The 22221-nt window shown below is 68.7% G+C and carries 14 protein-coding genes; 11 read left to right on the top strand and 3 right to left on the bottom strand.

Annotation, left to right across the window (positions count from 1 at the left end; translation table 11 throughout):
- Positions 1-18: 18 nt before the first annotated feature.
- On the bottom strand, positions 19-903 hold the full coding sequence (sigJ, locus tag ACZ5XZ_RS27255; RefSeq protein ID WP_468982572.1) for an RNA polymerase sigma factor SigJ: 885 nt from the start codon (positions 901-903) through the stop codon (positions 19-21).
- 430 nt (positions 904-1333) lie between these two features.
- On the opposite strand from sigJ, the gene acnA reads away from it, so the two are divergent.
- Positions 1334-4048, top strand: a complete 2715-nt coding sequence (acnA, locus tag ACZ5XZ_RS27250; RefSeq protein WP_468982570.1) for an aconitate hydratase AcnA — start codon at positions 1334-1336, stop codon at positions 4046-4048.
- 142 nt (positions 4049-4190) lie between these two features.
- Here the strand turns inward: acnA and ACZ5XZ_RS27245 are convergent, their stop codons facing one another.
- Positions 4191-7598, bottom strand: a complete 3408-nt coding sequence (locus ACZ5XZ_RS27245) for a GH92 family glycosyl hydrolase (RefSeq protein WP_468982568.1) — start codon at positions 7596-7598, stop codon at positions 4191-4193.
- Positions 7599-8036: 438 nt separating this feature from the next.
- Here ACZ5XZ_RS27245 and ngcE point away from each other — a divergent pair, with 438 nt between their 5' ends.
- The 10 genes from ngcE to ACZ5XZ_RS27195 all read left to right on the top strand — a co-directional run bounded on the left by ngcE (position 8037) and on the right by ACZ5XZ_RS27195 (position 21642).
- Positions 8037-9467, top strand: a complete 1431-nt coding sequence (gene ngcE, locus ACZ5XZ_RS27240) for an N-acetylglucosamine/diacetylchitobiose ABC transporter substrate-binding protein (RefSeq protein ID WP_468982565.1) — start codon at positions 8037-8039, stop codon at positions 9465-9467.
- Between the two features lie 109 nt (positions 9468-9576).
- Positions 9577-10500, top strand: a complete 924-nt coding sequence (locus ACZ5XZ_RS27235; RefSeq protein ID WP_468982563.1) for a carbohydrate ABC transporter permease — start codon at positions 9577-9579, stop codon at positions 10498-10500.
- An 11-nt stretch (positions 10501-10511) separates the two neighbouring features.
- Positions 10512-11441 carry a carbohydrate ABC transporter permease gene (locus tag ACZ5XZ_RS27230; protein WP_468982561.1) on the top strand — a complete coding sequence of 310 codons (930 nt, stop codon included), beginning with the start codon at positions 10512-10514 and terminating at the stop codon, positions 11439-11441.
- A gap of 255 nt (positions 11442-11696) precedes the next feature.
- The gene (locus ACZ5XZ_RS27225; protein WP_468982558.1) at positions 11697-12896 is read left to right on the top strand and encodes an ROK family transcriptional regulator; all 1200 of its coding nucleotides are present in this window, start codon (positions 11697-11699) and stop codon (positions 12894-12896) included.
- A 140-nt stretch (positions 12897-13036) separates the two neighbouring features.
- Positions 13037-14131 carry a substrate-binding domain-containing protein gene (locus ACZ5XZ_RS27220; protein WP_468982556.1) on the top strand — a complete coding sequence of 365 codons (1095 nt, stop codon included), beginning with the start codon at positions 13037-13039 and terminating at the stop codon, positions 14129-14131.
- A 189-nt stretch (positions 14132-14320) separates the two neighbouring features.
- Positions 14321-15121 carry an ATP-binding cassette domain-containing protein gene (locus ACZ5XZ_RS27215; protein WP_468982553.1) on the top strand — a complete coding sequence of 267 codons (801 nt, stop codon included), beginning with the start codon at positions 14321-14323 and terminating at the stop codon, positions 15119-15121.
- A 73-nt stretch (positions 15122-15194) separates the two neighbouring features.
- Positions 15195-16517: a sugar ABC transporter permease gene (locus ACZ5XZ_RS27210; protein WP_468982551.1), complete on the top strand. Its 1323-nt coding sequence runs from the start codon at positions 15195-15197 to the stop codon at positions 16515-16517.
- 349 nt (positions 16518-16866) lie between these two features.
- Positions 16867-18828, top strand: a complete 1962-nt coding sequence (gene dxs, locus ACZ5XZ_RS27205) for a 1-deoxy-D-xylulose-5-phosphate synthase (protein WP_468982549.1) — start codon at positions 16867-16869, stop codon at positions 18826-18828.
- Positions 18829-19073: 245 nt separating this feature from the next.
- Positions 19074-20552 (top strand): amino acid permease, encoded by a 1479-nt coding sequence (locus ACZ5XZ_RS27200; RefSeq protein WP_468982546.1) that lies wholly within the window; start codon positions 19074-19076, stop codon positions 20550-20552.
- Positions 20553-20775: 223 nt separating this feature from the next.
- Positions 20776-21642 (top strand): AraC family transcriptional regulator, encoded by an 867-nt coding sequence (locus ACZ5XZ_RS27195; protein ID WP_468982543.1) that lies wholly within the window; start codon positions 20776-20778, stop codon positions 21640-21642.
- 51 nt (positions 21643-21693) lie between these two features.
- Here the strand turns inward: ACZ5XZ_RS27195 and ACZ5XZ_RS27190 are convergent, their stop codons facing one another.
- Entirely contained in the window at positions 21694-22083 is a 390-nt protein-coding gene (locus ACZ5XZ_RS27190; RefSeq protein ID WP_468982540.1) for a PIN domain-containing protein, read from the bottom strand.
- Positions 22084-22221 lie beyond the last annotated feature (138 nt).

Below are 22221 nucleotides of genomic sequence, written 5' to 3'. Positions count from 1 at the left end.
TCATGGGCCGCGCGTGACTCAGTCATCGAGAAATGTCAGATCCAGTCGTCGCAGCCGCGCGCGGTCGGCGAGGATGTTGATCTCGACGACCTTCCCGTGCGCGACGGTGAAGTCCATGACGGAGAACGGCTGCCCCTCCACCACCGTGACGAGTCCCGGAGCGCCGTTGACCAGCGCCGGCCGTGCGAAGGGGGCGAACCGGGAGAACATCAGCGCCTGGCCGACGACCGACCGTGCCCCGCGGATCAGCTTCGACAGGCCGCCGGGCTCCGCACCGGCGTCGGCGCGCAGCACCACGTCCGGATCGAGGACGGCGAGCAGCGCCTCGAAGTCGCCACCGCGCGAGGCGGCGAGGAACGCGTCCACCACCTCCCGCCGGCGGGCGAGATCGGTGTCCGCGGCCGGGGCGGTGCCCTGCACGCGGCGCCGCGCCCGGCTGGCGAGCTGCCGGGCGGCGGCGGGTGTGCGGTCGACGATCGGCGCGATCTCGTCGAAGGGCATCGCGAACATGTCGTGCAGGACGAAGGCGAGCCGCTCGACGGGGGTGAGGGTCTCCAGGACGACCAGCAGCGCGAGCCCGACCGAGTCGGCCAGCATCGCCGCGTTCTCCGGATCGACGGAGTCCAGGCGGCTCACCACCGGCTCGGGGACGTGCGTGTCGAGAGGGTCCTCGCGCCGTGCCTTGCGCATCCGCAGCTGGTCCAGGCACACCCGCCCGACGACCGTCGTCAGCCAGCCGCCCAGATTCTCCACGCCCTCCGCACCGGACCGGCTCAGCCGCAGCCAGGCCTCCTGGACGGCGTCGTCCGCCTCACTGAGTGAGCCGAGCATGCGGTAGGCCACCGCCCGCAGATGACTCCGGTTCTCCTCGAACCGCGCCGCCAGCCACTCGTGATCGTTCACCGGTCTCCTGCCTCCCCGTCATGATCCGTCATCACCATGACGTATGCGGCGGGTCGGATGTGACCGGACAACGATCATGGCAAGGGTGATGTGCGCGACACCGCCGTCCGCGAACGGGACGCCGTTCCAGCGGCCTACCAGCAGGTCGTCCGGGTCCGTGCGGAGATCTTCGGGCGCGGGTGTGTCCTTTTGGACGGCGTTCGAGGAGACAGCGACCGGATTGCGGGGGAGTCGTCGGCGCCCGTCAGGGCATGACCCCGCCGCGACGATGTACTAGAGTTATCTCGACATCGAGATATCTGCCGAGAGGCGTACCGCTGCCGCGCCAGTAAGGCATGCCTAACTTAGGCTCACCTTAGCGGATGGGGCAAGGACCTGTGACGGCAGGATTGCGGTGGTACGCGCGAATTCATGCATGAAGGAGACTGTCGTGTCGGCGAACAGCTTCGACGCCCGCAGCACGCTGCAGGTGGGCGACGAGTCGTACGAGATCTTCCGGCTGGACAAGGTGGAGGGCTCCGCCCGTCTGCCGTACAGCCTGAAGGTGCTGCTGGAGAACCTGCTCCGCACCGAGGACGGCGCGAACATCACCGCCGACCACATCCGGGCGCTCGGTGGCTGGGACTCGCAGGCCCAGCCCAGCCAGGAGATCCAGTTCACGCCGGCCCGCGTGATCATGCAGGACTTCACCGGCGTCCCGTGTGTCGTGGACCTCGCGACCATGCGTGAGGCCGTGAAGGAGCTGGGCGGCGACCCGGCGAAGATCAACCCGCTCGCGCCGGCCGAGCTGGTCATCGACCACTCCGTCATCGCCGACAAGTTCGGCACGAACGACGCCTTCAAGCAGAACGTCGAGCTGGAGTACGGCCGCAACAAGGAGCGCTACCAGTTCCTGCGCTGGGGCCAGACCGCCTTCGACGAGTTCAAGGTCGTCCCCCCGGGCACCGGCATCGTCCACCAGGTCAACATCGAGAAGCTGGCCCGTACGGTCATGGTCCGCAACGGCCAGGCCTACCCCGACACCCTGGTCGGCACCGACTCGCACACCACGATGGTCAACGGCCTGGGCGTGCTGGGCTGGGGCGTCGGCGGCATCGAGGCCGAGGCCGCCATGCTCGGCCAGCCGGTCTCCATGCTCATCCCGCGCGTCGTCGGCTTCAAGCTGACCGGTGAGCTGCCCGCCGGCACCACCGCCACCGACCTCGTGCTCACGATCACCGAGATGCTGCGCAAGCACGGTGTCGTCGGCAAGTTCGTCGAGTTCTACGGTGAGGGCGTCGCCGCCACCTCGCTCGCCAACCGCGCCACCATCGGCAACATGTCGCCGGAGTTCGGCTCCACCGCGGCGATCTTCCCGATCGACGACGAGACCCTGAACTACCTGCGCCTGACCGGCCGTGACGCCCAGCAGGTCGCGCTCGTCGAGGCGTACGCCAAGGAGCAGGGCCTCTGGCTCGACCCGGCCGCCGAGCCCGACTTCTCCGAGAAGCTGGAGCTGGACCTGTCGACGGTCGTTCCGTCGATCGCCGGTCCCAAGCGCCCGCAGGACCGCATCGTCCTCGCCGAGGCCGCCTCGCAGTTCGAGCGCGACGTCCTGAACTACGTGTCGGACGCCGACGAGGCGGGCCAGGAGTCCTTCCCGGCCTCCGACTCCCCGGCCGCCACCAACGGCGTGCCGAGCCGTCCGACCACGGTCACCGCCCCCGACGGCTCGACCTACGAGATCGACCACGGTGCGGTGACGGTCGCGGCCATCACCTCCTGCACCAACACCTCGAACCCGTACGTCATGGTCGCCGCCGCGCTGGTGGCCAAGAAGGCGGTCGAGAAGGGCCTGTCCCGCAAGCCGTGGGTCAAGACCACCCTGGCGCCCGGCTCGAAGGTCGTCACCGACTACTTCGACAAGGCCGGTCTGACCCCGTACCTCGACAAGGTCGGCTTCAACCTCGTCGGCTACGGCTGCACCACCTGCATCGGCAACTCCGGCCCGCTGCCGGAGGAGGTCTCCAAGGCCGTCAACGAGCACGACCTGGCCGTGACCTCGGTGCTCTCCGGCAACCGCAACTTCGAGGGCCGGATCAACCCCGACGTCAAGATGAACTACCTGGCGTCCCCGCCGCTGGTCGTCGCGTACGCCCTCGCGGGTTCGATGAAGGTCGACATCACCAAGGACGCGCTCGGCACCGACCAGGACGGCAAGCCGGTCTACCTGGCCGACATCTGGCCGACCGAGGCCGAGGTCAACGACGTCGTCGCCAACGCCATCGGCGAGGACATGTTCAACAAGTCCTACCAGGACGTCTTCGCGGGCGACGCCCAGTGGCAGGCGCTGCCGATCCCGACCGGCAACACCTTCGAGTGGGACGCCGAGTCCACCTACGTCCGCAAGCCCCCGTACTTCGAGGGCATGGCGATGGAGCCGGCGCCGGTCCAGGACATCACCGGTGCGCGCGTGCTCGCCAAGCTCGGCGACTCGGTCACCACCGACCACATCTCCCCGGCCGGTGCGATCAAGGCCGACACCCCGGCCGGTCAGTACCTGACCGAGCACGGTGTGGAGCGTCGTGACTTCAACTCCTACGGCTCCCGCCGTGGTAACCACGAGGTCATGATCCGCGGCACCTTCGCCAACATCCGCCTGCGCAACCAGATCGCGCCGGGCACCGAGGGCGGCTACACCCGCGACTTCACCCAGGCCGACGCTCCGGTGTCGTTCATCTACGACGCCTCGCGCAACTACATCGAGCAGGGCATCCCGCTGGCCATCCTGGCCGGCAAGGAGTACGGCTCGGGTTCGTCGCGTGACTGGGCCGCCAAGGGCACCGCGCTGCTCGGCGTTAAGGCCGTCATCGCCGAGTCCTACGAGCGCATCCACCGCTCGAACCTCATCGGCATGGGTGTTCTGCCGCTGCAGTTCCCCGAGGGCCAGAACGCCGAGTCCCTCGGCCTGACCGGCGAGGAGGCCTTCTCCTTCACCGGCGTCGAGGAGCTCAACAACGGCACCACGCCGCGCACGGTCAAGGTCACCACCGACACCGGCGTCGAGTTCGACGCGGTCGTGCGCATCGACACCCCCGGCGAGGCGGACTACTACCGCAACGGCGGCATCATGCAGTACGTGCTGCGGTCGCTCATCCGTAAGTAAGCACTGCCGCAGGTAGGTCCCGCACGACGCACAACGGGCCGCACTCCCCGAGACGAGGGGGTGCGGCCCGTTCCGCGTTCCGGGCGCCGGCGATGCCCGGGTGCCGTTCGCCGGTCACCGGGGCGCCACAGGTCGACCGGGGCTACGGCGCCCCGAGCAGCTCGATCTCGGCGAGCGTCGGACTGCCGTCGGCCGCCAGCCGGTAGTGCCGGTACGAGCCCGGCCGGGAGATCTCAAAAACCCTGGTCTGGCGGTCCCAGGTGAAGGACTCGGAGCGGCGGCGGTCCACCGGTGTCCACCGCCGGCCGTCGCGGGAGGCCTCCAGTACCCAGGACGTGGGTGCGTCCTCCTTCGCCGCCGAGGTGAGGGTGTACGACGTCGCCCGTTTCGGGTCGGTCAGCGCGACCGTGGCGGTGGTGAGTTCCGCCGCGGTGTCCGAGGTGTCGTCGAACAGGGCACTGCCGTCCGGACGGGTCAGATCCGCCTCGGGGGCCGGGATCTGGTCGTCCTGGGTGAGGGAGGTGGGGGCGGCCTTCTTGCCGCTGCCCCAGGCGGACGGTTTTGGGCCCATGCCGAATTCCAGGGTGCCGCCGCGGGCGAGCAGCTTGTGGGGGAGGGCGGTGGAGTTCCAGGGCTTTCCGTTGACGCGCAGGGACTGGACATAGACATTGCGCGGGCCGTTGCGCGGGGCCTTGATCACCAGATCGCGGCCGTTCTCCAAGTGGATCGTGGCCTTGGTGAACAGCGGTGAGCCCACCGCGTATTCGCCCTGCCCCATCACCAGCGGATAGAAGCCCAGCGAGCTGAAGACATACCACGCGGACATCTCGCCGTTGTCCTCGTCGCCCGGGTATCCCTGTCCGATCTCACTGCCGAGGTAGAGCCGGGAGAGCGCCTCGCGGACCTTTTGCTGGGCCTTCCAGGGCCGGCCCGCGGCGTCGTAGGTGTAGGCGATGTGATGCGAGGGCTGATTGCTGTGCCCGTACATGCCCATACGGGTGTCGCGGGCCTCGGTCATCTCATGGATGACATCGCCGTAGGAGCCGGCGAATTCCTTGGCGGCCGTCTCCGGGGTGGAGAAGTAGGCGTCCAGCTTCTTGGCCAGGGCGGAGCGGCCGCCGTAGAGGTTGGCCAGGCCCCGGGTGTCCTGCGGGGCGGTGAAGGCGAAGGTCCAGGCGTTGGTCTCGGTGTAGTCGTGGCCCCAGACGCGGGGGTCGAACCGCTCGGGCGGCAGGCGCCAGTCGCCCTTGGCGTCCCTGCCCTGGAAGAAGCCGACCTTGTCGTCGAAGAGCTTGACGTAGTTCCGGGCGCGCTGGAAGAAGTACGCCGACTCCTCCTTGTACCGCTGCTTGTGCGTCTTGGCGTACAGCGCCTTTCCCATCCGGGCGATGCCGAAGTCGTTGAGGTAGCCCTCCAGCGCCCAGGACATGCCCTCGCGGGTGTCGGTGCTCGTATAGCCGAGGAAGGGGGCGGTGTTCATGCCCTTCCGGCCGACTCCGGGGTTCGGCGGGGCGACGGTGGCGTTCTTGACGGCCGCGGCATAGGCGGCCTCGGCGTCGAATTCCACGCCCTTGACGTAGGCGTCGGCGAAGGCCACATCGGAACTCGTACCGGTCATCAGGTCCGCGTAACCGGGCGAGGACCAGCGGGAGATCCAGCCGCCGTCCTTGTACTGCTGGACGAAGCCGTCGACCATCTTCCCGGCCCGCTCGGGGGTGAGCAGGGAGTAGGCGGGCCAGGTGGTGCGGTAGGTGTCCCAGAAGCCGTTGTTGACGTACACCGCACCGTCGACGATCTTCGAGCCGGTGTGGGTGGGGGTGTCGGGGCCGGTCTGCGGCGAGAAGGGGGAGGCGTAGCGGGTGCGCGAGCCGACCTTCTCGAAGCCGGAGTTGGGGTAGAGGTAGAGGCGGTAGAGGCTGGAGTAGAGGGTGGTGAGCTGGTCGCGGCTCGCGCCCTGCACCTCGATACGGCCCAGCAGGTCGTCCCACTGCGACTGCGCCCGGCGCTTGACGTCGCCGAAGGCCGTGCCGGCCGGGATCTCGCGGAAGAGGTTCGCCTTCGCCTGGTCCACGCCGATCAGGGACGTGGCGATGCGCATCGTCACGGTGCGGTCGGCGCCGGGCCGGAAGCGGAGGTAGCCGGTGACGTCCTTGCCCCCGCCGCCGTGGAGTCTGCCGCCGCCGCTGACCGGAGCGTCGAAGACGCCGTAGACGAAGAGTCGGGTGGCGCCGACGGACAGCCCGCTGCGGACGTCCGAGAATCCGGTGACGACGCCGCGCTCGGTGTCCAGGCTCAGGCCGCCCTTGTTGTTGACGTTGTCGAAGATCAGGCTCGCGTCGTTCCCGGGGAAGGTGAAGCGCATCAGCGCGGCGTGGTCGGTCGGGGTGATCTCCGCCTTGAGGCCGTTGTCGAAGGTCACGCCGTAGTAGTGCGGCTTCGCGGTCTCGTTGGCGTGGTGGAAGGGCAGCGCCCGGCCGGTGCGCGAGGCGTCCGGGGTGCCGGCAGCGACGGACGGCATGACCTGGAAGGTCTGCCGGTCGCCCATCCAGGGGCTGGGTTCATGGCTGGCGCTGAAGGCCTGGAGGGTGGGGAGGTTGTCGGCGTTGTTGCGGCGCGCGTATTCGTAGAGCCAGTCGGAGGAGCCCGCGTTGGTGACCGGCGTCCAGAAGTTGAAGCCGTTGGGGACGGCGGTGGCGGGGAAGGTGTTGCCGCGCGAGAAGCTGCCGCTGGAGAGGGTGCCGCGGGTGGTGACGGCGTAGTCGGAGAGGTGGGAGAGCGGCTTGTCCGGGGCCTTGCGGCCGAGGGTGAGGTCGTCGACCCAGCCGCGGAAGGCCGGTGCGCTCCGGGGCGCCTCGGGCGCGTCGTAGGCGACCAGGATCCGGTCGACGGTCTTGCCGGCGGCGACCGCGCCGATCCGCGACTCGCGGTGGTTCCACTGGTTGACGTAGAGCGTCTTGGAGGAGGCCTGGCCCTGCGGGGTCAGCGGGGCGCCGTGCTGGTCGACGGCGCCCAGCTCGCTGAGGTAGGTGCCGTCGGTGAAGGCCAGGTCCACGGCGACATGGGTCGCGGGGTAGGCCGGGTCGGTGGTCGCCATCTCCGGGAAGATCTCGTACGAGAGTGCCGTCGACGCGGTGACCGGCGTGTCGACGTCGAAGATCTTGTTGTACGAGTAGCCGCGGCCGTCGGCGGTGTGGGTGCCGGCGTAGCGCAGCGCATGGCCGCCGGAGAAGCCGGCGTGCGCCTTGGCGGTGGGGGAGTCGGCGGGGCCGGTGCCCGGCGCGGTGCTCATCCCGGGGGCCGCGGGGGTCATCGGCGGGGTGACGCCGGAGGTCCGGGGCCGTCCGTCGGGCCCGGTCTCGATGCCGTCGGTCCAGTCGGGCCGGGGGTCGCCGGACTCGAAGGAGGAGCGGAAGTCCGGTGTCGACCGGGGCTTTTGGGGCGGCGCGGCCAGGGCCGGGCCGTGGGCGGTGATGACGAGCAGAGCGGCCGCCACGAGGGCGGTCGGGCGGGGGACGCCCCGCAGTGGACTGTGCCGGTGTCTGAGTCGCACGCGGTCCCTCTCAACCAGATTGACATCGTTGTCAGTTGAACGACGCGACGATAAACAGAGATAAGTAAGGTGCGTGGGCACTTTGGTGTCAAGGGTGCCGCTGCGATCGATGGGCCGGCCGGGCCCCAAGGTGATCCGGCGGGGTGACGGCGGTCGGATCGTCGGCATACCGGAGAGGTCTCAACTAGGGAAAGACTGCTGTCCAACCCTGCATTCGATCTTGCCCCTTCGGCCGGAAGTGGACTATACCTGTCGGCGTCCGAGCGGCCGTACGACCAAGGCCGTGGGGAGCCGGGGGGAAGGCGGGGAACGGATGATTTCCCCGCATATCCCTAGCGCGCCCGGTGCACATCCCGTACAACTCAGCTTCATCTGACCCGCGGTGCCGGGGTGGCTCCGGTACACCGCCTGAGTCCTGAAGAAGGCGAGGACTTGAGCATGGGATCCACCTCAGAATTCAACCGTCGCGATCTGGTCAAGCGGGCCGCGGCTCTGGGCATCATCGCCGTCCCGGCAATGGGGACGCTTTCGGCGTGTGCCACCGGTGGCGGTGGCGGGGACACCGACAACGGCACCAAGAACAAGGGCGAGACCTCGGCGAAGAACCCGCTCGGCGTGAAGAAGGGCGTGCCGATGGAGGCGTTCATCTTCAAGGGCGGGCTGGGCGACCAGTACGCGAAGGACGCCGAGGCCGACTACCACAAGACCTATGGCGTCACGGTCAAGCACACCGGTACCCAGCAGGTCGGCCCGAAGCTGCAGCCGCGGTTCGCCGGCGGAAATCCCCCGGACGTCATCGACAACTCCGGATCCGACCACCTGGATATGAACAAGCTGTCCTCGCAGGGCCAGTTGCAGGATCTGACGACGCTGCTCGACGCGCCTTCGCTGGACGACCCGAAGAAGAAGGTCCGGGACACGCTTTACCCCAGCACTCTGGAAAAGGGCAAGCACAAGGACGCGTTCGATGTCCTCTACTACGCGTTCACGGTCTACGGCACGTGGTATTCCAGCAAGCTGCTGAAGGACCGGGGCTGGGAGTACCCGACCTCGTTCGACGACATGATCAAGCTCTGTGCGGAGATCAAGAAGGCGAACGTGGCGCCCTGGACGTACCCGGGCAAGTACCCCTACTACGTCCACTTCAATATGTTCGCGCAGATCGCCAAGATCGGCGGGCTCGACAAGTGGATCGCCATCGACAACCTGGAGCCGAAGGCCTGGACGTCGAACGACGCGGTCAAGCAGGTCGTCGAGCACTATGAGGAACTCGCCGCCAAGAAGTACTTCCTCCAGGGCAGTCAGGGGCTGACGCACATTCAGTCCCAGACCGCCTGGACCCGTGGGAAGGCCGTCTTCCTCCCCAATGGCTCCTGGGTGGAGAACGAGGCCGCGCCGACCACCCCGAAGGACTTCGGCATGGCCGTCGGCCCGCTGTTCGACGGCGGCAGCGGCGACAAGATGCCGCACGGCACCGTACGCGCCGAGCCCAGTGAGCCGTTCATCGTGGCCAAGGGCGGCGAGAACCCGGTCGGCGGTATGGAGCTGCTGCGCATTCTGCTGTCGAAGAAGCACGCGCAGAATTTCGCGACGAAGGTCAAGTCGCTCACCGCGGTCCAGGGCGCGACCGACGGCATGCAGCTCTCACCGGGCCTGTCCTCGGCCGCCGAGGTCGTCAAGAAGGGTGGCGAGAACCTGCTGATGATCCAGCTGCAGGAGTGGTACCCGAAGCTGACGGACGAGAAGCTGGGCGGGCTCACCAGTCAGCTGCTGACCGGTGACATGAAGGCCGCGGAGTGGATCAAAAAGGCCCAGCAGTACGCGGACGAATTCGCCAAGGACGATTCCGTCACCAAGTTCCGCCGCTAGGCCCTGTCGTCAAACTCCTGCCTGCCTTGCGGGCGAACGACAGGAGCTTGACGACAGGCCCTAGGCCTGAGCACACCGCCACCGCTGACGAGGGAGGGCCGGGGAGCGCATGCAACACGGCAAGTACCGATTCATCGTGGGGTTCCTGGCCCTGCCTCTGCTGATCTATGCGATCTTCGTGATCTCGCCGTTCATCCAGGCATTCCAGATCTCGACCACGGAATGGAGCGGCCTGCGCGGCGCCGCCAAGAGCATCGGTCTGGACAACTACGACAAGCTGCTGCACAGCGACGAGTTCTGGAACGCGCTGCGGCACAACGTCGTCATGCTGGTGCTGGTGCCGATCGCGACGCTGGCACTGGGGCTGTTCTTCGCCTTCATGCTCAACGTCGGCGGACGCGCCCGCCGCGGCGCGGTCATCACCGGCGTCCGCGGAGCGGCGTTCTACAAGTTCGTCTACTTCTTCCCGCAGGTCATCTCGATCACCATCATCTCGGTGATCTGGTTCAACATCTACAATCCGGATCCGCACGACGGCATGCTCAACTCGCTGCTCGGCACGGTGGGTCTGGATTCGCTGCAGAGCTCCTGGCTCGGTGAGCGCAGCCTCGCCCTGGCCTGCATCATGGTGGTGATGGTCTGGGCGAACGTCGGCTTCTACGTCGTGCTCTTCTCCGCCGCCATGGCCTCCATTCCCCGGGAGATCTACGAGGCCTCGCTGCTGGACGGCGCCAACCGCTTCCACACCTTCTTCCGGATCACCCTTCCGCTGCTGTGGGACACCGTGCAGACGGGCTGGGTCTATATGGGCATCATCGCGATGGACGCCTTCGCACTGGTGCAGATCATGTCGGTCAACATGGGCGGCCCGGACGGCGCGACCGACGTCGTACCGCTGCGGCTGTACCAAACCGCTTTCCGTGACAGTCAGTTCGGCTACGCGGCGGCGATGGGTGTCGCCATGCTCATCGTCACGCTGTTGTTCGCCGTCCTCACGATGCGCTTCGCGCGGCGTGAGCGGATCGAGTTCTAGGGGCTGGGCGCATGACGACGGAAACCGACGCGGTGGACAAGCTGCCGGCGACGGCCGGGCGGCGGGCCGAGAGCGGGAAGAGCGCGCGGAAGTCGCGTCGGGGCGCCGAGGGTGGCGTACTCCATGTCTTCTCGCACGGCATGCTGATCGTATGGGCGCTCATGGTGGGAATGCCGCTGCTGTGGGTGCTGTGGAGTTCCTTCAAGAGCAGCGGCGACATTCTCACCACGCCCTGGTCGCTGCCGGACGTGCTGCACTTCGAGAACTGGGCCAACGCCTGGAACAAGGCCAACATCGGCAAGTTCTTCCTCAACACCCTTGTCGTGGTGGGGGGTTCGGTCATCGGGACGATGGTGCTCGGCTCCATGGCCGGCTACGTCCTGGCACGGTTCACGTTCCCCGGGAACCGCCTCATCTACTACCTGTTCGTGGCCGGGATGTCCTTCCCGGTGTTCATGCTGGTCATCCCGCTGTTCTTCGTGATGCGGGACTTTCCGGGGATTCCGCTGCTGGCGACGTACCAGGGCCTGATCGCGGTCTATATCGCCTATTCGCTGCCGTTCACCGTCTTCTTCATGACGTCCTTCTTCCGCACCCTGCCGACCTCGGTGGCGGAGGCGGCGATGATCGACGGTGCCTCGCACGTGCGGACGTTCTTCCAGGTGATGCTGCCGATGGCCAAGCCCGGCCTGATCAGCATCGGGATCTTCAACTTCCTGGGGCAGTGGAACCAGTACCTGCTGCCGATGGTCCTCAACCAGGACGAGGACAAGTACGTGTTGACCCAGGGCCTCGCCAACATCGCGCTGCAGCAGGGCTATGAGGGCGACTGGGGCGGGCTGATGGCCGGCATGATGATCGCGATGCTGCCGGTACTGCTGGTGTACTTCGTCTTCCAGCGGCAGGTGCAGGCCGGGCTGACGGCCGGAGCGATCAAGTAGACCCCGGCACGCGCCCCGCCCTCGGGGGCGGCCCCGCCACGGCGGAGCCGCCCCCGAGGTTCGCACATCTGAGCCGCCCCCCGATCATCCCGGACTCAACGTCTTGACGAGACTTCCCGACGGGCGTTCTGCTTAGAGTTCACATGTTGAATCGACAGCCGCCCCCCGAAGGTGTGGGTGCGGTCGGTGGGCGGTCGTGCCCTCCCCAGCTCTGCTGGGAGGCACCCCCGGCCCGAGACAGGAGTGGATGAGTCGATGGAGACTCCGGGGTCGCAGTCCTCGTTGCACCGGGCCAATCTGGAGCGGGTCGTGCGCGCGGTGCGTATGGCGGGCTCACTCACGCAGGCGGAGATCGCCCGGAGCACGGGGCTGTCCGCGGCCACCGTCTCCAACATCGTCCGTGAGCTGAAGGACGGCGGGACCGTCGAGGTGACCCCCACCTCGGCGGGCGGGCGGCGGGCACGCAGCGTCTCGCTCTCCGGCGACGCGGGCATCGTCGTGGGCGTCGATTTCGGGCACTCCCATCTGCGGGTCGCGGTCGGCAACCTGGCCCACCAGGTGCTCGCCGAGGAGGCCGAGCCGATCGATGTGGACGCCTCCGCCGCCGAGGGCTTCGACCGGGCGGAGCAGCTGGTCAGCCGGCTGATCGCGGCGACCGGCATCAGCCCGGGCAAGGTCATCGGCGTGGGCCTGGGCGTGCCCGGCCCCATCGACGTCGAATCGGGGACGCTGGGCTCGACCGCGATCCTGCCGGGCTGGTCCGGGACGAACCCCAGCCAGGAGCTCTCCGGGCGCCTCGGGGTGCCGGTCTACGTCGACAACGACGCCAACCTCGGCGCGCTGGGCGAGCTGGTGTGGGGCGGCGGTCGCGGAGCCTCCGACCTGGCGTACATCAAGGTCGCCAGCGGTGTCGGCGCGGGCCTGGTGATCAGCGGGCAGATCTACCGCGGGCCGGGCGGCACCGCGGGCGAGATCGGGCACATCACCCTGGACGAGTCCGGACCGGTGTGCCGCTGCGGCAACCGCGGCTGCCTGGAGACCTTCACCGCGGCCCGGTACGTCCTGCCGCTGCTGCAGCCGAGCCACGGCGCCGATCTGACCATGCCGCGCGTGGTGCAGCTGGCCCGCGAGGGGGACCCGGGCTGCCGTCGGGTCATTGCGGACGTAGGCCGCCATATCGGCAGTGGTGTGGCGAATCTGTGCAATCTGCTCAATCCCAGCCGGGTGGTGCTCGGCGGTGATCTCGCCGAGGCCGGTGAGCTGGTGCTCGCGCCGATCCGGGAGTCGGTGTCGCGGTACGCGATCCCCAGCGCGGCACGGCAGTTGGGCATCGTCCCCGGCACGCTCGGGGGCCGCGCGGAGGTGCTGGGCGCGCTGGCGCTGGTGCTGAGCGAAATGGGCGATTCGAGCCTGCTCGACGGCGTGCAGGGTGTGGACGCGCCCGCTATAGCGTGAGCGCGCTGAGTTCACACAGCTAACGCATGGCACCGTTGCCATCTCGTTAAGGATTTACTTCTTGACGGTCGGCTGGCGGCCGAGTTGACTTCCAGCCACCTCGGCCGCAACGACGCGGCCTCGTCAGGGAGGCAACCCCAATGAACGTTTGGACGCGTCGCGTCGTCATAGGAACCGCCGCCGTATCGATGGCGCTCTCCGTGGCCGCCTGCGGCAAGGCCGGTGACGGCGCCAAGGGCGGCGGTGGCGACAACAAGACCATCGGCCTGCTGCTGCCGGAGAACAAGACCACGCGTTACGAGACCTTCGACCGCCCGCTGATGGAGGCGAAGATCAAGGAGCTGTGCAGCGACTGCACGGTGAAGTACAACAACGCGGCGCAGGAGACCGAGACCCAGAAGAAGCAGTTCGACGCGCTGATCACGCAGGGCGTGAAGGTGATCATCCTCGACGCGGTCGACTTCAAGGCCACCAAGTCGTGGGTGAACCAGGCCGCCAAGAAGGGCGTCAAGGTCATCGCGTACGACCGGCTGGCCGAGGGCAACATCTCCGCCTACGTCTCCTACGACAACGAGAAGATCGGCCGCCTCCAGGGCGAGGCGCTGGTCAAGGCTCTGGGCGACAAGGCCAAGGACAGCAACGTCGTCATGATCAACGGGTCGCCGACCGACCCGAACATGCCGTTCTTCAAGAAGGGCGCCCACAGCGTCCTCGACAAGCAGGTCAAGAAGGTCGCGTACGAGCAGGACATCCCGGACTGGTCGCCGGACGAGGCCAACCGGAAGATGGGTGCGGCCCTCGACTCGCTGGGCAAGGACGGCTTCCAGGGCGTCTACTCCGGCAACGACGGCATGGCCGGCGGCATCGTCACCGCCCTCAAGCAGAAGGGCGTGAAGGTCCCGGTCGGCGGCCAGGACGCCGAGCTGGCGGGCCTGCAGCGCCTCCTCAAGGGCGAGCAGGCGTTCACGATCTACAAGCAGATCAAGCCGCAGGCCGACTCCACGGCCGAGATCGCCGTCAAGCTGCTCAAGGGCGAGAAGATCGACTCCCTGACCGACGCCAAGGTCGACAGCCTCAGCGGCGAGGTCAAGGGCATCCCGGCGAAGCTCTACGACGCGCAGATCGTGACCAAGGACAACATCGCCTCCACGATCATCAAGGACAAGGTCTACAAGGCGAGCCAGATCTGCACCGGCGACGTCAAGAAGGCCTGCGAGGCGGCCGGCATCAAGTAAGGCCACCGGCTGCCGGCCTCCCGGCTGCCAGCCCCCGGCCCCCGGCCTCCGGCCTCCGGCCGTACCGGTTCCCGCCCGCGCCGACCTGTCCCGGGCGCGGGCGCGGGACCGTACCCGCACCACCCCCATCCCCTCGCAGAGCCCCCCGCTCTTCGCACCATCCCCGCCGTTGTGACGGCGGCGAAGGAGATGATTCACGTGTCCGCTACGCCTGTGCTGGCGTTGCGCGGAGTCTCCAAGCGGTTCGGCGCCGTCCAAGCACTCACGGACGTCACCCTGGAGATCCACCCCGGTGAGGTGGTCGCCCTCGTCGGCGACAACGGCGCCGGCAAGTCCACCCTGGTCAAGACCATCTCGGGCGTCCACCCGGTCGACGACGGCGCCATCGAGTGGGAGGGCGAGCCGGTCCGCATCGGCAAGCCGCACGACGCCCAGGAACTCGGCGTCGCCACCGTCTACCAGGACCTCGCGCTCTGCGACAACCTCGACGTCGTCGCCAACCTCTTCCTCGGCAACGAGACCCGCACCGCCGGTGTCCTCGACGAGATCGCCATGGAGAAGCGCGCCAAGGAGCTGCTGGACACCCTGTCCATCCGCATCCCCAGCGTCCGCATCCCCGTCGCCGCGCTCTCCGGCGGCCAGCGGCAGGTCGTCGCCATCGCCCGTGCGCTGATCGGCGACCCCAAGATCGTCATCCTCGACGAGCCCACCGCCGCCCTCGGCGTCGAGCAGACCGCGCAGGTCCTCGACCTCGTCGAGCGGCTGCGCGAGCGCGGCCTGGGCGTCATCCTCATCAGCCACAACATGGCCGATGTGCAGGCCGTCGCGGACCGGGTCGCGGTGCTGCGGCTGGGCCGCAACAACGGTGTCTTCGACGTCGAGGGCACCTCCCACGAAGAGATCATCGCCGCGATCACCGGCGCCTCGGACAACGCCGTCACCCGCCGCAAGGCGCGTACGGACCAGGTGAAGAAGGAGGCCGGGGCGTGAGTGAGCGCAGCGAGCGAACCATTGGAAGGTGCGTGCCTCGCGAATGCGGGGCCGAGCGGAGCGAGGTTTCGGCATGAGTGACCTCACCAAGGAGCCAGCTGGCCAGGAGACCGAGGCGGCGCCGCAGGAGACCGAGGCGGCACCCGCCGCCGTCGACACCCCGCAGCCGGCCGCCGTCGACCCCCGTCTGCTCGTCCGTGAACAGGGCATCGCCGGCTACCTCAACGACTTCAAGCGCCGGGTGCGCGGCGGTGAGCTGGGCTCGCTGCCGGTCATCATCGGCCTGGTCGTCATCGCGGTCGTCTTCCAGCTCAAGAACAGCAGCTTCCTGTCCGCGGACAGCCTCGCGAACATCGGTGTCTACACCTCGGGCCTGGGCATCATGGCCGTCGGCATCGTCTTCGTGCTGCTGCTCGGCGAGATCGACCTCTCCGTCGGCTCGGTGGCCGGTGTCGGTGCGGCCGTCTGGGCCGTGCTCAGCGTCACCAACGGTGTCAACGACTGGCTCGCGGTCCTGATCGCCATCGTGGCCGGTGTGGCCATCGGCACCCTGCACGGGTTCTTTTTCGCCAAGATCGGTGTGCCGGCCTTCGTCGTCACCCTGGCCGGTTTCCTCGGCTGGAGCGGTCTGCAGATCTGGATGATGGGCAAGGAGGGCTCCATCAACACGCCGAGCGGCAGTGTGGTGGAGAGCCTCACCGGCTACTACTTCGAGGACAAGGCCGCCGCGTACGGTCTCGCGCTGGTCGCGGTCCTCGCGTACGCCGCCTCGCTCCTGCTGGACAGCAAGCGCCGCAGGGCCGCCGCACTGCCCTCCCGGCCGCTCAGCGAGATCCTGCTGCGCACCGGCGTGGTCGCGCTGATCAGCTTCGTGGTCGCCTACGTGCTCAACGAGCCGGCCGGTGCCCGTGGTCTGCCGCTTGCCCTGGTGCTCTTCCTCGCGGTGCTGGTCATCGCCGACTTCGTGGTGCGCCGCACCACCTACGGGCGGCAGATCTTCGCGGTCGGCGGCAACGCCGAGGCGGCCCGCCGGGCCGGCATCAACGTGAACAAGATCCGGATCAGCGTCTTCGCGATCTCCGGGATGCTCGCCGCCTTCGGCGGACTGTTCATCGCCAGCCTCTCCGGTGGCGCCACCAAGAACCTCGGTTCCGGCAACACCCTGATGAATGTCATCGCGGCGGCCGTCATCGGCGGCACCAGCCTCTTCGGCGGCCGCGGCAAGATCTGGTCCGCGCTGCTGGGCATGCTGGTCATCCAGTCGATCCAGCAGGGCCTGAACCTGCTGGGCATGGCCAGTGAGATCCAGTACATGATCACCGGCGCGGTGCTGCTCGCCGCGGTCGTGATCGACTCGGTTTCCCGGCGGACGCAGAAAACTGCGGGACGCACGTAAGGTGCGGGAAGTCGTCTGCCCGCGGCAGCGCTCCCGGCGCACGTAAGGTGCGGGAAGTCGCCTGCCCGCGGCAGCGCTCCTGACGCACCTGAGTCCTCCGCTCGTCACTCGGCTGCGGCAGCGCCGCCCAGCCGCTTCGACGGCGCCGGCCCCCACCGGGCATGATCCGGTGGGGGCCGGTGCCGTGTGTGTCACACCGCGCAACCAACCGGCCGAAAGCCGTCGTCACCCGAGTGACATACATCGCGAGGCCCGCGCGTCGCCGCCGCGGGCGCGACATTAGACTCATCTGATCGGCAAGCTCGATCACAGCCGCAAGCTCGAACACAGCAGCAGCAAGGAGGCAGGGGTGGCGTTGCTTTCCCGTATCAGGGGACCGCGCGATCTGGACCGACTGGGCCCGGAGCAGCTCGAGCAGCTGGCGGGGGAGATCCGTACCTTCCTTGTCGACGCGGTCTCCAAGACCGGCGGACACCTCGGCCCGAACCTCGGCGTGGTCGAGCTGACCATCGCCCTGCACCGTGTCTTCGACTCGCCCAGGGACCGGGTCCTGTTCGACACCGGGCACCAGTCCTACGTCCACAAGCTGCTCACCGGGCGTCAGGACTTCTCCCAGCTGCGGGCCAAGGGCGGGCTGTCCGGCTACCCCTCGCGCGCCGAGTCCGACCACGACGTGATCGAGAACTCGCACGCCTCCACCGTCCTGGGCTGGGCCGACGGCCTGGCCAAGGCCAACCAGGTGCGCGGCAAGGACGACCACGTCGTCGCCGTCATCGGTGACGGCGCGCTGACCGGCGGAATGGCCTGGGAGGCGCTCAACAACATCGCGGTCGCCAAGGACCGCCCGCTCGTCATCGTCGTCAACGACAACGAGCGCTCCTACGCGCCGACCATCGGCGGCCTGGCCAACCACCTCGCCACCCTGCGCACCACCGACGGCTACGAGCGATTCCTGGCCCGCGGCAAGGACCTCCTGGAGCGCACCCCCGTCGTCGGCAAGCCGCTCTACGAGACGCTGCACGGCGCGAAGAAGGGCCTGAAGGACTTCATCGCCCCGCAGGGCATGTTCGAGGACCTGGGCCTGAAGTACGTCGGACCGATCGACGGCCATGACATGGAGGCCCTGGAGTCCGCGCTGCAGCGCGCCAAGCGCTTCGGCGGCCCGGTCATCGTGCACTGCCTCACCGAGAAGGGCCGCGGCTACAAGCCCGCCGAGCAGGACGAGGCGGACCGCTTCCACGGCATCGGGGTGATCCACCCGGACACCGGTCTGCCGGTGGCGGCGTCGGGCGCCAGCTGGACCTCCGTCTTCGGTGACGAGATGGTCAAGCTGGGCCAGGAGCGCGACGACATCGTGGCGATCACGGCGGCCATGCTGCAGCCGGTGGGCCTGGGCAAGTTCGCCAAGGCGTTCCCGGAGCGGGTCTACGACGTGGGTATCGCCGAGCAGCACGCGGCCGTGTCGGCGGCGGGCCTGGCGACCGGCGGACTGCACCCGGTCTTCGCGGTGTACGCCACCTTCCTCAACCGCGCCTTCGACCAGGTGCTGATGGACGTCGCCCTGCACAAGTGCGGGGTCACCTTCGTCCTGGACCGGGCCGGTGTCACCGGCGACGACGGCGCCTCGCACAACGGCATGTGGGACATGTCCCTGCTCCAGGTCGTCCCGGGCCTGCGGATCGCCGCGCCGCGCGACGCCGACCAGGTGCGCGCCCAGCTGCGCGAGGCCGTCGAGGTCAAGGACGCCCCGACCGTCGTGCGCTACTCCAAGGGCAAGGTCGGTCCCGCCGTCGAGGCCGTGGACCGGGTCGGCGGCATGGACGTGCTCCGCGCGCCCGACGAGAGCGTCAAGCGGCCCGACGTCCTGCTGGTCTCCGTCGGCGCGCTCGCCCCGATGTGCCTGGAGATCGCCGACCTCCTCGACAAGCAGGGCATCTCGACGACCGTCGTGGACCCGCGCTGGGTCAAGCCGGTCGACGAGGCGCTGCCGGGCCTGGCCGCCAGGCACCGCGTGGTCATCACCGTCGAGGACAACTCCCGTACGGGCGGCGTCGGTTCGGCGATCGCCCAGTCGCTGCGGGACGCCGGTGTGGACCTGCCGCTGCGCGACTTCGGCATCCCCGAGCGCTTCCTCGACCACGCCTCCCGCAAGGAGATCCTGGCGGAGATCGGGCTCACCGCTCCGGACATCGCCCGCCAGGTGACCGGCCTGGTCTCCAAGATCGACGGTCTGCCGCGGACCGACCTGGAGGACACCGCGGCCACCGCGGACGTTCCCGACCGCGCGCAGGCCGAGGTCGCCCGCGACTGATTCCGCAGAGCGCGGCCGATGGGCCGGCCGGTCATCCGTACGGATGTTCCGCCCGGCCCATCGGCATACCCGCGGCCACACCCCATCGGGTGAATCACCGCCTCCTGGAGGCCCGCCAAAGCTGACTGTTTCCAGACATTGCGGAGACTCGGTCAGTTCAGGAGAGTTGCGAGGGTCGTCCAGGCGGAGGTTCGCCCATGAGCACACAGCACGGCACACCACATGATTCACGTCGACAGAGCGGCATGTTCCGGACGAAGACTGTGGAGCAGTCGATCCTGGACACCGAAGAACCGGAGCACACACTCAAGAAGTCCCTGTCGGCCCTCGATCTGACCGTCTTCGGTGTCGGTGTGGTCATCGGCACCGGCATCTTCGTCCTCACCGGGAAGATCGCCAAGGAGCAGGCCGGTCCCGCCGTCGCGCTGTCCTTCGTCGCCGCCGGCGTGGTCTGCGCGCTGGCGGCGCTGTGCTACGCGGAGTTCGCCTCCACCGTGCCGGTCGCCGGATCGGCCTACACCTTCTCCTACGCCTCACTGGGGGAGCTGCCGGCCTGGATCATCGGCTGGGATCTGATCCTGGAACTCGCGCTGGGCTGCGCGGTGGTCGCCGTCGGCTGGTCGGGCTACATCCGCTCACTGCTGGACAGCGCCGGATGGCACCTCCCCGTCGGCCTGTCCGGCACCCACGAGGGACGGTTCGGCTTCGATCTGCTCGCCTGCGTCCTGGTGCTGGTGCTGACCGGCATTCTGGTGCTGGGGATGAAGCTGTCCTCGCGGGTGACGGCGGTGGTCGTCGGGATCAAGGTCACCGTCGTCCTGCTGGTCATCATCGCCGGTGCCTTCCTGATCAACGGCGCCAACTACGAACCGTTCGTACCGCCCAGCCGGCCCACCGAGGGCGGCGGCGGACTGGGCGCGCCGCTGGCGCAGCTGCTCTTCGGCTTCACCCCGTCCAACTTCGGCGTCATGGGCATCTTCGGCGCGGCGGCCGTGGTCTTCTTCGCGTTCATCGGCTTCGACATCGTCGCCACCGCCGCCGAGGAGACCCGCAACCCACAGCGCGACGTACCGCGCGGCATCCTCGGCTCGCTGGCCATCTGCACCGTCCTCTACGTCGCGGTGTCGGTGGTCGTCACCGGTATGCAGAAGTACAGCAAGCTCTCCACCGACGCCCCGCTCGCGGATGCCTTCAAGGACCTCGACCAGCCCTACTTCGCGGGGGTGATCAGTTTCGGCGCCGCCGTCGGTCTGACCTCGGTCTGCATGATCCTGCTGCTCGGCCAGAGCCGGGTGTTCTTCGCGATGAGCCGGGACGGGCTGCTGCCGCGGGTCTTCTCGCGGGCCCACCCCCGCTACGGCACCCCCTACCGTGCGACCATCGCGCTGGGCGTCGTCGTCGCCGTGGTCTCCGGTTTCACCTCGATCGACGAGCTGGCCGAACTGGTCAACATCGGCACGCTGTTCGCCTTCGTCGTGGTCGCCGTCGGCGTCATTCTGCTGCGCCGCTCGCGGCCGGACCTGCCCCGTTCGTTCCGCACCCCGTTCGTGCCCGTGGTGCCGCTGTTGTCGGTGGCCGCCTCGCTGTGGCTGATGCTCAATCTGCCCGCCGAGACCTGGGCGCGGTTCGCGGTCTGGATGGTGGTCGGCTTCGGCATCTACTTCCTGTACGGGCGGTCGCACAGCCGCCTCGGCATCCGCAACCGGCAGGCCGAGAAGGGCTGAGACCCCGCCCCTGCCCCGGCCGCGCGCCCGTCTGGCCCTCCGCTCGCCCCGTACGCCGCGCACGTCGCGGTGTACGGGGCCTTTCCGTGCGGCCGACCGCGTAGCGTTCGTGTGCAGGGGGGATCGTCGGCGACCGTCGTACCTGATCGGACCGGGTACGGGATGTCGGGTCCGGCGGGGTGCGTCCTTCCTCACGTGGTGGACGCAAGGGAAGGAGACCGAGGTGCTCGAGCGGCTGAACGAGGCCCTGGAACACATCGAGGGGCATCTCGACCAGCGGATCGAGGTGACCGAGCTGGCGCGGATCGCGACGACGTCGGAGTACCATTTCCGACGGCTGTTCTCCACGCTGGCGGGGATGCCGCTGTCGGAGTACGTCCGGCGCAGGCGGCTGACCATCGCGGGGGCCGAGGTGCTCACCGGAGAGCGGACGCTGCTGGAGATCGCGGTGCGCTACGGCTACGGCTCGGGGGAGGCGTTCGCGCGAGCGTTCCGGGCCGTGCACGGTGTGGGGCCGGGCGAGGCCCGGCGGACCGGTGTCGCGCTGCGCTCCCAACCGCGGATGTCCTTCCGTCTCATCATCGAAGGCAACAGCAGCATGCGATACCGGGTCGTGGAGAAGGAGCAGTTCCGTGTGGTCGGGAAGAAGGCCCGGGTCCCGCTCGTGCACGAGGGGGCGAACCCCGCGATAGCCGACCTCATCCGGAGCATCGACCAGGAGACGATGCGGCGCATCGGCGCGCTGTCCGATCAGGAGCCGGCGGGGATCGTCGCGGTGAGCGACGGCCTCGACCCGAGCAGGGCGGAGGGAACGGAACTCGACTACTACCACGGCGTGGTGACCCGGGCGGCCGTCCCGGAGGACCTGGACGCGCTCACCGTCCCGGCGGGGACGTGGGCCGTCTTCGACAACTCCGGGCCGTTCCCGCAGGCGCTCCAGTACCTGTGGCGGGACGTGTTCACCCAGTGGTTCCCGTCCAACCCGTACCAGAGCAGGCCGGGACCGGAGATCCTGCGCACCCGCCTGTCCCCGGACGCGGCACAGGCGGACGCGGAGCTGTGGATCCCCGTGGAGCGGACCGAGGTCTGAGCGGGTGGCGCCGTGGTGTTCCACCCGGCCACCACCGCGTCGAAACGGCTCCTACGCGCCGCCGCGCCGTCCCCACACCGCCCGGGGGCCCGTCACCCGCGCGCCCAGCGCCTGGACGCGCTCGCGCAGCCCCCGGTCGGCGGTGACCACCAGGCAGTCCCGTCCGCCGCCCTCGTCCGCCACCAGTTGCACGATCCGGTCGTCGCCGCTGCCGGGCGACGACACCACCCGTACGCCCTCGATCGAGGTCACCCCGCGTGCCGCGCCCTCGACCACGAGGACCATCTCCAGGGGCGGCCCGGCCAGCCCCGGCAGGCCGGCGGTGGCGAAGCCCGGCAGTGCGTCGCGCAGCCGCTCCGCCGCGGCGTGCCGGTCCCGCCACCAGCCGTCGGGCACCGAGCCGACGACATTCGCGGCATCGACAATGACCAAGGAATCCATGGCGCCACCTTGCCATGTGGCGCTTCCCCGGGAGCGGGTTCGGCAACGACAAGGCGCGGGGGGGGGGGGGGGGGGGGGGGGCGCCCCCTTTTTCTCACGTGCGTTGCCCCCTCCCTTGGACAGTTCCCCCGCCCCAAG

It is taken from the genome of Streptomyces sp. NPDC033270, assembly GCF_055576575.1.
The sequence above is the reverse complement of the archived record's forward strand: the minus strand, read 5'-3'. Positions and strand labels throughout refer to the sequence as shown.

Coding starts and splice junctions, on each gene's coding strand:
- ACZ5XZ_RS27190 (WP_468982540.1), bottom strand. CDS start 22,083: ATGGATTCCTTGGTCATTGTCGATGCCGCGAATGTCGTCGGCTCGGTG.
- ACZ5XZ_RS27210 (WP_468982551.1), top strand. CDS start 15,195: ATGAGTGACCTCACCAAGGAGCCAGCTGGCCAGGAGACCGAGGCGGCG.
- ACZ5XZ_RS27225 (WP_468982558.1), top strand. CDS start 11,697: ATGGAGACTCCGGGGTCGCAGTCCTCGTTGCACCGGGCCAATCTGGAG.
- ACZ5XZ_RS27235 (WP_468982563.1), top strand. CDS start 9,577: ATGCAACACGGCAAGTACCGATTCATCGTGGGGTTCCTGGCCCTGCCT.
- ACZ5XZ_RS27220 (WP_468982556.1), top strand. CDS start 13,037: ATGAACGTTTGGACGCGTCGCGTCGTCATAGGAACCGCCGCCGTATCG.
- ACZ5XZ_RS27230 (WP_468982561.1), top strand. CDS start 10,512: ATGACGACGGAAACCGACGCGGTGGACAAGCTGCCGGCGACGGCCGGG.
- ACZ5XZ_RS27200 (WP_468982546.1), top strand. CDS start 19,074: ATGTTCCGGACGAAGACTGTGGAGCAGTCGATCCTGGACACCGAAGAA.
- ngcE (WP_468982565.1), top strand. CDS start 8,037: ATGGGATCCACCTCAGAATTCAACCGTCGCGATCTGGTCAAGCGGGCC.
- ACZ5XZ_RS27215 (WP_468982553.1), top strand. CDS start 14,321: ATGATTCACGTGTCCGCTACGCCTGTGCTGGCGTTGCGCGGAGTCTCC.